9 protein-coding genes are annotated in these 14,728 nt (G+C 47.4%); 3 read left to right on the forward strand and 6 right to left on the reverse strand.

Annotated features, from left to right (window positions below; all coding sequences use genetic code 11):
• Window positions 1-27: 27 nt before the first annotated feature.
• The 6 genes from NC980_RS05060 to raiA all read right to left on the reverse strand — a co-directional run bounded on the left by NC980_RS05060 (window position 28) and on the right by raiA (window position 5,901).
• Complete coding sequence (locus NC980_RS05060; RefSeq protein WP_190377697.1) at window positions 28-480, reverse strand: ATP-binding protein; 453 nt, start codon at window positions 478-480, stop codon at window positions 28-30.
• 147 nt (window positions 481-627) lie between these two features.
• On the reverse strand, window positions 628-1,359 hold the full coding sequence (rph, locus tag NC980_RS05065; RefSeq protein WP_190377698.1) for a ribonuclease PH: 732 nt from the start codon (window positions 1,357-1,359) through the stop codon (window positions 628-630).
• 84 nt (window positions 1,360-1,443) lie between these two features.
• The gene (locus NC980_RS05070) at window positions 1,444-2,145 is read right to left on the reverse strand and encodes a molybdopterin-dependent oxidoreductase (RefSeq protein WP_190377699.1); all 702 of its coding nucleotides are present in this window, start codon (window positions 2,143-2,145) and stop codon (window positions 1,444-1,446) included.
• Between the two features lie 5 nt (window positions 2,146-2,150).
• Window positions 2,151-2,732: a cytochrome b/b6 domain-containing protein gene (locus tag NC980_RS05075; RefSeq protein WP_190377700.1), complete on the reverse strand. Its 582-nt coding sequence runs from the start codon at window positions 2,730-2,732 to the stop codon at window positions 2,151-2,153.
• Between the two features lie 162 nt (window positions 2,733-2,894).
• Window positions 2,895-4,928 carry an elongation factor G gene (locus NC980_RS05080; protein ID WP_190377701.1) on the reverse strand — a complete coding sequence of 678 codons (2,034 nt, stop codon included), beginning with the start codon at window positions 4,926-4,928 and terminating at the stop codon, window positions 2,895-2,897.
• Between the two features lie 322 nt (window positions 4,929-5,250).
• Window positions 5,251-5,901: a ribosome-associated translation inhibitor RaiA gene (gene raiA, locus NC980_RS05085; RefSeq protein ID WP_190377702.1), complete on the reverse strand. Its 651-nt coding sequence runs from the start codon at window positions 5,899-5,901 to the stop codon at window positions 5,251-5,253.
• Window positions 5,902-6,098: 197 nt separating this feature from the next.
• Between raiA and lipB the strand changes: the two genes are divergently transcribed.
• The 3 genes from lipB (at window position 6,099) to NC980_RS05100 (ending at window position 14,714) form a co-directional block, all read left to right on the forward strand.
• Entirely contained in the window at window positions 6,099-6,746 is a 648-nt protein-coding gene (lipB, locus tag NC980_RS05090) for a lipoyl(octanoyl) transferase LipB (RefSeq protein ID WP_190377703.1), read from the forward strand.
• Window positions 6,747-7,176: 430 nt separating this feature from the next.
• A complete protein-coding gene (locus tag NC980_RS05095) occupies window positions 7,177-10,746 on the forward strand; it encodes an alkaline phosphatase (protein WP_190377704.1) in 3,570 nt (1,189 codons plus the stop codon).
• 344 nt (window positions 10,747-11,090) lie between these two features.
• Window positions 11,091-14,714, forward strand: coding sequence for a glycerophosphodiester phosphodiesterase family protein (locus NC980_RS05100; RefSeq protein ID WP_347272638.1), 3,624 nt, complete (start codon window positions 11,091-11,093; stop codon window positions 14,712-14,714).
• Window positions 14,715-14,728: the final 14 nt, after the last annotated feature.

The following is a 14,728-nucleotide window of genomic DNA, read 5'->3' on the forward strand; positions in this document are numbered from 1 at the left end:
TATCTCTATTTTTCTAGTCTAGCCCCGTCAACATGAATTCGACACCTGAGCCGTTCGACTTTCGGGAGTGTACTTTACAATTCTGAGGCAGTTCCGCTGTCCCTGGCGATCGTAGCTCACTTCATCGGCTAAGCGGCGCAGCAAGAACCAGCCATATCCTCCTTCCTGTAGAGTTCCGGGCTGGGGTTCTCGGATATTGTTGGGATCAAAAGGTTGTCCCCAATCCCAGATCTGGATTTCCATACGATCGTCGTGTAGGGCGACCTCAATGTCAATCGAGGTGTCATTTGAAAGTCCGGAATGAGCGTGGCGCACTGCATTCGTGAATCCTTCTGCCAAAGCGAGGTTAAGACGGTGAAGCTGATTTTCGCGGCGGGGAAAGTGAGGGTCGTGCTGATACCAAAATCCCTCGAACCACCTTTGGACGTGGTTCAATACGGTAAGATTACTGTTAACTGACAGATGCTCTTGCTGAAACATACTCCGATGCGTTGACTCGATCGCGGGGCTAGTGGTCTCAGTTTTTAACTGTACTTATGATACGTGTCTTTTTAGCGGCGATTCTTTGTATTTTTCCTGAACTCTGCTGAAACATTTGGCACATCGCAGCAGTTTCTTGCGTGGATTTTAATGACTGGGATGAATCTCTAGCGTTTGCCGTTGCAATTCTAACAATTCTTTGATGCCTTTTTCGGCAAGATCCATGATTTGATCTAATTGTCGGCGGGTGAAGCTGCCCTGCTCTGCTGTGCCCTGAATTTCAATGATTTCTAGGGCATCATTCATCACCACATTGCAGTCAATGTCAGCAGTGACATCTTCAGGGTAATTCAAATCGAGAAACGCATCGCCTTCGATTAAGCCGATCGAAACGGCGGCGACTTGATGCTGAATCGGAGAGCGATCGAGGTCGCCGCACTGAATCAACGAGTCGATCGCATCATGCAGCGCTACAAATGCGCCTGTGATAGCAGCGGTGCGGGTTCCCGCGTCGGCTTGCAGCACGTCCGTATCGATCGTAATCGTGCGTTCTCCGAGTGCTGTCATATCGAGCACCGATCGCAAACTGCGTCCAATCAGGCGCTGAATTTCTTGGGTGCGTCCGGAGAGTTTGAGCAGTTCGCGTTCTTGACGATCGGGGGTCGCTCCCGGTAGCATCCGGTACTCTGCGGTGAGCCAGCCTTGCCCTTTGCCTTCGAGGAATCGAGGCACTTTGGGCTTGACGCTGGCGGTGCAAAGCACTTGAGTATCTCCGCAGCAAACGAGAACCGAACCTGCGGAGAATTTAGTAAATCGACGGGTGAAAGTGGTGGGACGGAGTTGATCGGGTTGCCGACCGTCTGGACGCTGCCAGGGCATGAAGTTTCCTCAAATCTGTGTTTCAGCATATCGCTCACAGCAAACAATGGAGGGCGGGATTCCCGATTGTCTTCAGATTTCGGGTTACAATCCGGCAAACCATTCGTAACCTTGGTCTTCCCAATAGCCCCGCGATCGTCCGAGTTGATTGACTAAGGTAATTCGCGTTACCCATTTACTCTGCTTGTATCCCAGTTTAATCGGGGAAGCTAACCGCAAAGGCGCCCCGTTTTGAATCGGCAGGGGTTCGCCGTTTTTCTGGTACGCCATCAGTGTTTGAGGATGCAGGCACGATCGTAAGTCCCAGCTTTCGGAATAGCGATCGGCGGACTGAAAGTAAACATATTTAACATCCGGTTTCGGTTGCGCCAGTTGGATCAAGTCTCGCAGCCGCACTCCGCCCCACTGCACGATCGCTGCCCATCCTTCCACACAGACATGACGAATGACCATCGAGGTCAGCGGTAATTTGTAAAGGTCGTTCAGGCTCAGGGATAACGGCTGATTCACTTCGCCATCAATAATTAATCGGAAGGTTGCTGGATCAAGGACAGGGGTAAAGCCAAACGTATTGACAATAAGCTGATTTGGCTCGATTTGACTGACTGCAAATTCAGGAACAGGTTTTTCAGGCTGAAATAATAGTTCCTCGAATTTCTGATTGAGCGGTTCTGTGGCTGCACCCACCATATCGGCAAAAATCGGAACGCCACAGCCGCCAAGAATCAATCCTGAGCTTGAAACTCCAGCAATTTTGAGAAATTCACGCCGCGAAAAATTCTGCATTACGACTACCAAAACATTGAATCAATCAAGCGAGAGCCACCAACTTTGAGCGCGAGAACGGAATGGACGATCGCAAATCCAATCACGGTCGGAACGCTAGAAAAATGCACAATTCTTAACGCCTGCCAATCTCCAAACATCTCGACAATCCAGGGAAATTGAGCAGGTTTATACATTCCAATGCCGCTCAGAATCGCAAGCAGCAGGATGGGAACGATCGCCGTGTAAGCAACCCGATGCCATGCGTAATATTTTCGCTTTGGGTTTTTTCCGGTTTGCAGGGCTTTGATGTCGTTTGTGCCCACAAATCGATGCTTCCACCGTCGCGTTACGACGACATAAATTCCATACCAGAGCAGGTTCAGCGAAAACAATCCCATTCCAGCAAAGTGCCAATCTCGCCCGCCTGCAAGCCAGCCGCCTAGCGTAAAGAGTGGCGGAATTGGAATTCCTGCTCTACCGCCAAATACCGGATTGGCATTGTAGATTTGCAATCCGCTCGTCAGCATGACAAACAGGCTGACAACATTAATCCAATGAAATGTTTTTGCCAGAATTGCCTGTTTCGGTAAAACTTTGAGTTCCATTAGCGCTTCACAAAACATCACATACTGCTAATGTGACACAAAAAGAACCCGTAGCGTATGAATGACAAAACTACGGGTTTGAACTTTTCAATTACAGAGGTAGGCGGATCGGCTCACCTTGCGATCGCTCAGTAGTGTTTCCAAGCAAAATATCAACCAGGCTTACTTCGATCGATTCCCGTTGCTGTGTCCGGCTGTCACCAAAACTCGCTCCGCTAACTTATCGGGGACTTCTTGTAGATGATCGAATTCATATTGGAAGAAGCCGACTCCCATGGTTTGAGATCGTAGTTCCACAATCAAATCGTGCATCTCAGCTTGCGGCAGTAGAACAATCACATCATCCCAGCCGACCCAGCCATCTTTGGCATCGTAGCCCAGCACTTGACCCCGCCGCCCGCTCGACAATCGCAGCACTTTCGAGGTGAAGTCTGAAGGAACTGAAATTGTCGCTTTAACAATGGGTTCTAACAACACAGGCTCACATTTCGCCATACCTTCTTGCATTGCAATTCGAGCCGCTTGTCTAAACGCTTGCTCTGAACTATCAACGTTGTGGTAGGAGCCATTAGTTAAAGTCACGGCAACATCAACCACCGGGAATCCAAGCGGGCCATGTGAGAGATATTCTCGCACTCCCATTTCAACACCAGGGATGTATTGCCTGGGAACCACACCGCCAACAATCTTCTCACCGAACTGGAAGCCCTCGCCACGCGTGACAGGTTGAATATCGAGATACACATCTCCAAACTGTCCATGTCCACCGGTCTGGTGTTTGTAGCGCCCGTGTGAGTTAATCGATTTACGGACGGTTTCTTTGTAGGGAACTTGCGGTAGATGCGTGGTCATGGGCAGATTGTATTTGCGGCGTAAGCGATCGAGCGCCACTTGCAGATGAATTTCGCCTTGTCCCCACAAGATGATTTCATGCGTATCGCCATGCTGCTCCCAACAGATACCACAGTCCTCTTCAAGCAGTTTCGCTAATGTTCCAGTAAGCTTCACTTCATCATTGCGCTTCTCTGCCTGGATTGCCATTGCATAGACAGGTTTGATTTGCTCTGGCTTCGGCAGTGAGAGGGCTGGTCCAGTAGTGAGTGTATCTCCAGTTTTAATCCCTTCCATCCGAGCCAGCGCAACAATCTCCCCTGCTTGAGCTGCATTGACACTTTGTTGTTGCTGACCCATCAAGCGGTACATTCCACCAATGCGAACTCCGTTTAAGGTCATGCCATCCGTGATTGTTCCCTGCCACACCCGAACCAGCGAAAGCTTACCGCCTTGTTGAGTATTGTAGGTTTTCAGCACTTGAGCAATTTCGGTGTTGCCAGCTTTGATGCCACGATGCTCTGAGATCGTTTCTGGTTCCGGAGTTTCACGCAGCAAGGCATCGAGTAAAGGTCGTACTCCAAAGTCTCGATCGGCACAGCCAAAGAACACAGGCACAATCAAATCTGCGCCCAGTTCCATCTTCAAGTCTTGCAAAATTTCGTCTTGGGGTGGCTCGATTTCTTCGAGGAGTTCTTCTAAGAGATGATCATCCCAATTTGCCAAGGTTTCGAGCATTTCCATCCGCGCTAGTTGCTCTTGGTCTTTGAGGTCTGCGGGGAAAGCCACCGGCTCAGCAGGCGCACCCGGATGATAGTGATAAGCCTGTTCTGTGACTAAATCGATAAAGCCAGTCAGCGTTTCTCCGCGTCCGATCGGGTATTGATGCGGCACCAATGGACGACTTGAAACCGCTTTCAGCGCGTGTAGAACTTCCATAAAGTCCACATCGGCGCGATCCATCTTGTTGAAGAAAACTAAGTGCGGAATTTCCCAATCATCCAAGAATTTGAACAATGGCGACAAGGTGAGAACGCGATCGACTAAAGGTTCTGACACCACAACAACCGCATCCACACCGATTAGTGCATTTAGTGCTTCTTGAGCAAATTCAACCGAGCCGGGACAATCGAGGAACGTAAACCGCACTCCTTCATAAGTGGTATAAGCCGTGTTCAATTCAACCGTCATTTGGCGATCGCGGGCTTCTTGGCTGCTATCTCCGACTGTGTTTTTGTCTTGCACTGTGCCTTTGCGAGTAACCGCATTTGTGACCCAAAGCAAGCTTTCTAGTAAAGTCGTTTTGCCGCTGAGGTAAGGGCCTACGATCGCCACGCTTCGGATGCCAATCGAATTACTTTGCATACCATCCTCCTAGAAGTAAATGAATGCGCGATCGTATCCAATGCGATCGCATGAATAGAAATAGCAATCTTTACTTCAATTCAAAGTGCAGAAACATAGGCTCGATTCTTCACCGTGAAGAGTGTGAAAATCAAGACTGTTCAGCACCTAAATTGAAGCGATTGATAAAATATCTGCTCTTGTTGAAAGACAAAGATTGTTCAACCTAAGAACTGATAATGTTGGATTATCAAACTGTTTTGATTCGCTACATCAAAACCTCAGATTGTCTTAATAAAACTGTCCTAACAAAAAGGGGCGCGATTGAACGCCCCCCCTTTTGTTACCTTATAAGCGATTCAACATTGTCGCTTGTGTGTTTACCACTGCCGTTTTGTTGGGCTTGGTGTCCGTTTTGATGGGTGTGTCCGTTGCCATTTCGGGGCTGAATTACACCGTATCCACCGTGATTGCGCTCGTAGGCGACGTTGATCTCACCCGTTTCGACATTGCGGAACATATAGAAATCATGTCCCACCAGTTCAAGCTGCTCGATCGCTTGATCCACGGTCATCGGCGCCATAGAAAAATACTTGGTGCGAACAACTTGCGCTGGAAGTTCTGGCTCTCGATCGAGATTCAGATCTTCAATCATCGGCTGATCGTCCACGGTTGCAACAGATTTGTCGTGGCGATGGTTCGATCGTTTCTCCTTGTATTTTCTTAAACGACGTGCGATTTTATCTGCAACTAAATCAATACTCGCGTATAAATTTTCGCTCCCTTCCTCTGCTCGGACAACAGTTCCATTTGCGTAAATCGTAACCTCAGCAATCTGCTTAACCAGACGGGGGTTGCGGCTAACAGAGAGATGAACATCGACCTCAGTTGTGAGGGTTTGATAGTGGCTCACCGCTTTCTCAATTTTTTGATGAACGTACTCTCGAATTGCATCTGTAATCTCGATGTTCTTTCCCTGGATCACAAGCTTCATATAAGCTATTTCCTCCCGTGAAGTGGTGGGTGATTAACTTCACACTAGCACTTTGTATTGGAGCAAACCATCTGGTTAAAAATGTTTTGCATCTGTTGACAATTCTTGATTTGAAATGTTCGGTAATTTCATCTTGATTCCGCTTGATTTTTTTGTAAAAGTAATCCAGAGTGAAATGTTTGAGGATTAATACGTAGATGCGATCGTGTCTTCTCTACACTCAAGGTTTAATGCCTTACAAACTGGCTTGGGAGTGGCAGCGATCGCTAGCTGATGCCCGGAAACAAAACCCCGACCTTAATGATGTTTTAATATTGTTGGAACACCCTCCAGTTTACACATTGGGTCAAGGTTCAGATTTAGGGTTTCTCAAGTTCGATCCCAATCAATCTGAGTATGAGCTACATCGCATCGAACGCGGCGGAGAAGTGACTTATCACTGTCCTGGTCAGGTTGTAGGCTATCCGATTCTGAACTTGAATTACTATCAAAAAGATTTGCATTGGTATCTCAGGCAGTTAGAGGAAGTGATTATTCGCGTGTTAGCAGTCTATGGGTTAATGGGAACGCGAATTCCGGGACTGACCGGAGTATGGGTAAAAGATCGAAAGTTAGCCGCGATCGGCATCAAAGTCAGCCGTTGGATCACAATGCACGGCTTTGCTTTGAATGTTCATCCTGACTTAAGTGGATTCGATCGCATTGTGCCGTGTGGCATTGCAGATAAGGCTGTGGGAAGTTTGGAGCAGTTTGTACCAGGAATTACGATCGAGGAAGTGAAGCGAGAAATTGCGATCGCATTCGCAGATGTGTTTGAGGTATCACTCACTCAATGCTACGAATAATCGTCACTGCAGCAGGCATAAGATCTTTATCGAAGTGTTTCTGGATGATAGCTACTTAACTTAAGAGAGTTGCCAAAGTATAGTTCTAGTGCATGTCCTACCAATGATCATTTTCTCTGACATAGCTTATCTAATTAACAAGCAAACCTTAGACCAGCCTTAACCTTAGTGTGGAATTGTTTAGTGTGGAATTGTGGGTGTTGAAGCTTTAGTAATTTCTCTTAGAGCTTAGATAAACATCTGAGATTAAGAAATGAAAGGCTCACATCACTATTAAGCCGCTGCTTACTCATATCTCGATCGAGCTTTTCCCATTCTTTTCATGTTCCAACGCTTACTAGCCGTTGGAACATTTTATGCGGAAATTTTTCAGGCTTTCGTACAGACCCGTTCCTCAGCAGTTCAATATACAATCTCCCCTTGAGACACTATGACAACTGGTAATCACGTTATTTTCATTCACCCAGATGGTGCAAGTCCTTCTCATTTCGCAGCCACCCGCTTCATCGATAAAGGTCCTGATAGACGATTAAACTGGGACAATCTCGATCGTGCAGGTGTCTACTTAGGACACATGGGAGACCAGTTAGGAGGAACTTCTAATGCAGGTGCCGTAACCCACGCAACAGGTGCAAAAACCTACGCAGAATCGTTTGGTCTTGATGCCGATGGTTCTCCCGTTGAGTCATTATCTGGCAACACAGGTAGAACAATCGTTCAAGAAGCGATCGCTGCAAATAAAGTAACCGCTTTAGTTCAGTCAGGAGCAGCTTATGAACCCGGTACGGCTGCATTCGTGGCTCAAGTTGGCGAGATCACTGTCAATGGTCAGCGAATTCCCCCTCGTCAACGATTAGCAGACATTACTAAAGAAGTGATTCTATCTGGTGCAGACTTTATTTTAGGTGGCGGTGAACTAAACATGATCCCCGTGGGGCAAAGTGGCTTCCACGGCACGGCTGCTGAGTATGATGCTCTAAGTACCAACGCGCTGCAACGTCCTTCTGAAAACTTAATTGAGCTAGCAAAGAGCCTAGGTTACACCGTGGTGTATACCGAGGAACAGCTTAACGAATTGCTCGATTCCACCAAGTACCCGACACCCCCAACCAAAGTGTTAGGAGTCTTTGCTCCAGTCCACACCTTTAACGATCGACCTGAAGAAGTTCTAGCTCAACGTGGGCAACCGCTCTACGTTGAAACTGCCCCAACGGTCGGTGAAATGTTGGATGTCACCCAGAAGTTGATGGAACAGCACCCCAACTTCAACAATGGCTCCATTGCGATCGTCGAAGAAGAAGGCTCCGACAACTTCGGCAACAACAACAACGCGGCTGGAACAATCGAAGGTGTTCGCCGCGCAGATGCAGCGATCGGGACTGCATTAAACTTTGTAAATAAGTATTCCAATACCCTGCTGTTAACCGCCGCAGATAGTGATGCAGGCGGATTGCAAACCACCGATCGCGATGATCCCGCTGCACCTGTTGGAACTGTCAATGCCAATCCCACCACTTCAACCCGTCCTGTTCCCCTTGACGGTCAAACCGGAGCAAACACTACGCCCTTCGTTGCAGCTCCTGATGCAAGTGGCGATGCTTTTCCCTTTGCTGTAGGCTGGGTCGGAACGCCTGACTTTAGCGGCTCGATCGTCAGCAAAGCTCACGGACTGAATGCAGAAAAGCTACCTGCCACTGTGGATAACACAGGCATGTACGAGTTGATGTACGAGACGCTGTTTAATACCGAATTGCCGTCTCGTGTTGAGCCTCCTACGTCCGCTCCGGCTGCAACGAAAGAGACAGGAAACGTCATCTTCATTCACCCAGATGGAACTAGCCCCTCGCACTACATGGCGGTACGTAACATCGATAAAGGTCCCGATGGACGATTGAACTGGGACATGATGTCCAATGCTGGCGTTTACCTAGGACACATGGAAAACCAGCTTACCGGCACATCTAACGCGGGAGCTGTCACTCACGCGAACGGCGTGAAAGTATTTGATGAATCCTTTGGTTTGGAGGAGGATAATACAGAGATTGTTCCATTGTCGGGTAAAGCGGGCAAAACAATCCTAGAAGAAGCGATCGACGCTGGAAAAGCAACTGCTTTGATTCAATCCGGACATTTAGCCGAACCAGGCTCTGCTGCCTTTGCTGCTGAAACTACAAATCGTTTAGGCAACGATATCCGATCGCGAGACAAGTTTTCTGAAATCATTGAACAAGTAATTCGCTCTGGTACAAATGTGATATTGGGTGGGGGTGAGCTTTACATGCTCCCCAAAGGAACGACGGGCTTTCACGTCACGGCTGAATTAGATGCCAGTGAAAGCCGTTCAGAGCGTCGTCCAAGTACCAACTTGATCGAGCTAGCACAGTCTTTAGGCTACTCGGTAGTCTACACCGAGGAGCAGATGAATGCTGCGGTGAATGGATCGACCCCACCAGAAAAGCTCTTAGGCGTGTTTTCTGCGATTCATACCTTTGACGATCGTACCGAAGAAGCACTCGGCTTAAATACAGCAAATCCGAAGCCGCTCTATGTCGAAACCGCGCCGACAGTTGCGGAAATGCTCGATGCCTCTCTCAAAATTATTCAGCGAGACCCGGATGGTTTCTTTGCAGTAGTTGAAGAGGAAGGAAGCGATAACTTCGCGAACAACAACAATGCCGTTGGAACGGTTGAAGCAGTCCGACGGGCGGATGCGGCGATCGGGGTTGCGATGAATTACGTGAATACACAAGACCCCAACACGTTAGTTATTACTGCTGCTGATAGTGATGCTGGAGGGTTGCAGGTTTCCCAGTTTAAACCTTACACTCGTCCGACCGGAAGCGCGATTACCACGCCAGAATTGCTCGATAGCGAAACTGAAGTTCCTTTCATTAATGTCAATCCCACCACGACAAACACGACTCGGAATTTCCTCGATGGTGTGAATGGCAGCACAGCGAGCGCTGACGCTCCTTGGAAACCCTTTCCATCAATGGATAGTTTGGATGGCCCGATGGGGAATTTTGGAGTCGGCTGGGTTGGGACACCCGACTTTCCGGGTAGCATCGTTTCCAAAGCTTATGGTATGAATGCCGACCTACTGCCCAGTACTTTAGACAACACCGAAATTTACCGTCTCATGTACCAAACGATGTTTGGGGTAAGGTTTTCGGAGGTGCTTAAAGCTGAGGGTGGACAAAAAACGGCTGAAGTAACGACAGGCGAGGGTTATCTGGCTGTTGCGAATTTTGGTGGTGTCGGTGTTGATCCTTCAGAAAGCACGATCGCTGAAGCAGACACGATCCAATTTAGGGGTGCGGATTTGACGGCTCGCAATTTGTTGCTCACTGAGCAAGGTGATGATCTTGTGATCAGCTTTGAGGGTGTTGCCAACACAGGTGTGATTCTACGAAATTTTCACTCGGAGAACCTAAATAATCTGACCCAGGCAACAGGAGCATCTGTTGACCTTGGAAACCTGATCTTTGATGGGCAGAGCAGTGTTGAAGATAGCTTTGACGTGTTCAGAGCCGATGCAGATCTCGCTCAAATCCTGAACCGCAATTCTGTTACCTTCTTCAATGATTTAGATAATACGGTGTGCGGGTTTGACGACTCGAACGATGTGATGAATGCTCAAGGAGGTGACGATCGCAGCTTCGGGCTTGGCGGTGATGATCTTCTGCGCGGCGGTGCTGGCTTCGACTATCTCGATGGCGGCCTCGGCAATGACATCTTGGTAGGTGGTACAGAAGCTGATGTGTTTGCGTTAGCAACAGGTAATGGTTCTGACACAATCCAAGACTTCAGCATCTCCGAAGGCGATAAGATTGCTCTGTCAGGAGGATTGACCTTTGGACGGTTAAGCCTTCTCCAAGGGACAGGTGCGAATGCTAACAATACGCTCATTCAAGCGGGAACTAGCAATGAGTTGTTAGCAACGTTGGTGGGAGTTCAAGCAAGCAGTCTGACACAATCTAGCTTTATGTTGATTGCTTAGCGTGAAGGGGAGCAGATTGAAAACAGCCTGCTCTCTTTCTGAACTGCCTCGGGCAGGAGTATGCAACATCTTTTAGCTCCTGCCATATTTTTTATTACAACGAATACCATAGTTAATACTGATTCAATGATTGATTCTTAGTTACATCAATAAGTGTCAGTTAAGTGTTAATTTTCATGCAAATTATAGAGTCTTGCATTGACACATTTTCTATCAATTGCGGCAATCCATTTTTTAACCTAACTCTTTTCTCTTACATAAATCATTCTTAATCTTGATATGTAATGCTGCGGTGAACATGGTTTTTATTCACCTGTGTTACTTAGGCATAGAAATTTATGACGATCGTTACATTAAAGGGATTCGCATCATTACCCGCAGATACATTTGCAGAAGGTCCTGATTCAGGTAAAGACATCTCAGGGAATGGGCGAACAGGTTCATTTCCTGGGCAGCCTGTGCAAGGATTTAGTGCGGTTCAGTTTGCAAGCTCGAACTCTTTTTGGTTCATGTCTGATAATGGCTTTGGACGTAAAGAAAATAGTTCCGATTTTCAATTGCGAGTTTATGAACTTCAGCCCAATTTCCGGGAGGGCGAAGCCGGAGACGGCAGTGTTCAAATTCTCAATTATTTACAACTGAATGATCCTGATCAAAAGATTCCATTCTCGATCGTCAATCAAACGCAAAGCGATCGCCAATTAACTGGAGCAGATTTCGACATCGAATCTTTTGCGATTGGGGCAGATAAAACCCTGTGGTTCGGAGACGAATTTGGCCCGTTCTTGCTAAACACGGATGCAACTGGGAAAGTTTTAGACGCGCCGATCCCGACTCCGAACTTCTTTAATCTCAAGACGCTCAACGGCGAAGTTCCAATTGTAATCGGACATCGAGGTGCTTCTGGAGAACGTCCCGAACATACGATCGCAGCTTATCAGCTAGCAATCCAGCGCGGAGCCGACTTTATTGAACCGGATCTGGTAACGACAAAGGACGGCGTTCTGATTGCTCGTCATGAGCCAATGTTAGCGGTGGTCAAAGATGACGGCGCGGTTGATCTAAGCAACACGACAACCGATGTTTATCAGCGTCCAGAATTTGCCGCTCGTAAAACAACGAAAATTCTCGACGGCACACCTGTAACGGGCTGGTTTGCGGAAGACTTTACGTTAGCTGAAGTCAAGCAAATTCGAGCGATCCAGCAATTGCCATTTCGTTCAACTATCTATAACAGCGTATTCGAGATTCCAACGCTCGATGAAATCATCGATTTAGTGAAGCAAGTTGAACAAGACACCGGGCGCAAAATTGGTATCTATCCCGAAACAAAGCACCCAACGTTTTTTGAAACCCAAGGCTACAACACGAGTGAACAACTCATTGATGCGCTGGTCGAGAACAATTTCACTGATCCCGATCGTATCTTCATTCAATCTTTTGAGGTTGGAAATCTCAAAGATCTCAAGTTCAACTTGATGCCGGACGCGAGTGTAGACATTCCGCTGGTTCAGTTGTTTGATGCAAGTGATGTGCGAAACGATGGCACATTGATCGAGATCCAACCTTACGATTTTGTAGCCAGTGGCGATTCTCGTACCTATGGTGATTTACGAACTCCAGAAGGTCTAAAGGAAATTGCTACCTATGCAAGTGGGATTGGTCCCTGGAAAAGAATGATTGTGTCGGTGCAAACCGTCGATCGCGACGGCAACGGGCAACCCGACGATCTGAATAACGATGGAACTATCAATGACGTAGATAAAGTAACGCTGCCGCCAACATCGTTGATCGATGATGCTCACAATGCTGGCTTGCTTGTGCATCCTTACACGTTTCGGAACGAAAGCCGCTACCTTGCATCGGACTATAAAGGCAATCCAGAACTAGAACTGCGCCAGTTTATCGAATTGGGTGTGGATGGCTTCTTTGATGATTTTCCAGGCACAGGCGACTTAGTGCGCGATCAAATCACGGCTCCGTTTGTGCGATCGCCCCAAAACCCTGATGTTTTGAAGCGACCAGAATTCGATACGCTAACGGGCAATGCACCGATCGTGATTGGACACCGAGGTGCTTCGGGCGAACGTCCTGAACATACATTGGAATCCTACAAAGTTGCGATCGCAGGTGGAGCCGATTTCATTGAACCGGATTTAGTCGTTACAAAAGATGGCGTTCTGATTGCTCGTCATGAACCGATGCTCGCTGTTCTCAATGCAGATGGTTCACTCAATACAACGGATACAAGCACTGATATCTATCAACGTCCAGAGTTTGTCGATCGTAAAACAACGAAAATTCTCGATGGCAAACCTGTCACAGGTTGGTTTGCGGAAGATTTCACTTTAGAAGAAATCAAGTCGCTCAATGCGATCGAGCGCTTGCCTGACTTGCGTAGTACTCGGTTTAACGATGATGGGCTAAAAGTTCCAACCCTGCAAGAAGTCATTGATTTAGTCAAGCAAACCGAGAAAGAAACTGGACGTAAGATTGGCATTTATCCAGAAACAAAGCATCCAACCTTTTTCGCAAACCAAGGCTATAACACAAGCCAACTCTTGATCGATACACTCGTTGCAAATGGCTTTACTGACCCATCCCGAGTTTATCTTCAATCCTTTGAAGTAAGTAATCTAAAAGATCTCAACAGCAGCATCATGCCCAATGCGGGAGTTGATCTGCCACTCGTTCAACTGATTGGAGGATCAGGCAGCCCCTTCGATTTTGTTGCAAATGGTAACGATCGCACTTATGCAGACTTGGTCAAACCGGAAGGACTTGCAGAGATTGCGACTTATGCGACAGGCATCGGCCCAGACAAGCGATTGATTATTCCAGCAAACACGGTCGATCGTAACAATGATAGTAGACCCGATGATTTGAATGGAGACAGACAAATCAGTGATGCTGATCGCGTTCTAGGTACACCGACGACGCTGATTCAAGATGCTCACAGTGCAGGTTTGCTCGTACACTTGTACACGCTGCGAAATGATCCGTTTTTCCTAGCTTCTGACTATCAGAACAATCCTAGAGCTGAGTTTAAGCAGTTCATTGATTTAGGCGTAGATGGCTTCTTTACTGATTTTCCGGGAACAGGTCGATCGGTCTTGATCGATGATTACTTTGCCGGAACAGGCTATTCACGTCCAAACTTAAATCCGAGTGCATCCCAATCTTACGTTACCGATGCGAATCAGCCTTACTACGGCAATTTAGTTGTTGCAAATTTAGGGCAATCGAGGGGATTTGAAGGAATGGCAATTAGCCCGGATCAATCCAAACTGTATCCGTTGCTAGAAGGGTCTGTGGTTGGCGATCCGAGTAATGCCTTAAGAATCTATGAGTTTGATGTTGCATCAAAGCAATATACCGGGTTAGTAGGTTACTATCCTTTGTCGAATCCGAACCATGCGATCGGCGATTTTACCGTTGTGAATGACAACGAATATCTGGTGATTGAGCGTGACCCTAACCAGGGCGATGCGGCTCAATTCAAGAAGATTTTCAAGGTTAACTTCTCTCAAAAAGATGCCAATGGCTTTGTTGCAAAACAGGAAATTGTTGATCTACTAAAGATTGAAGATCCGGCTGACCTTAATGGTGATGGCAGTACAACGTTTAGATTTCCGTTTGAAACGATCGAAGATGTTTTAGTCATCGATCCATTCACAATCTTGGTTGCAAACGACAATAACTATCCCTTCTCGGTAGGTCGTCCACCTAATATTGATAACAATGAAATTATTCGGTTGCAACTTGAACAACCTCTCAATCTTGATCCGCGTGTGGGTTTAGCGGCTGTCAGTACTTCGGCTCAAGGTCGGTTGCTGCAATCTGAAGATATCTCACTGCCTGCGGCGCTGGGAACTGGACGATCGCCACTCACGCCAGAACTGGGGTGTTATTCGGATCGATCGTTCAGTCAATTCGCGCTCAGTGATCCCCTCACAACCATGAAGTGAGTGCGGCTCAGGGA

It is taken from the genome of Leptolyngbya sp. AS-A5, from assembly GCF_039962495.1.
Taxonomy (GTDB): domain Bacteria; phylum Cyanobacteriota; class Cyanobacteriia; order Leptolyngbyales; family Leptolyngbyaceae; genus Leptolyngbya.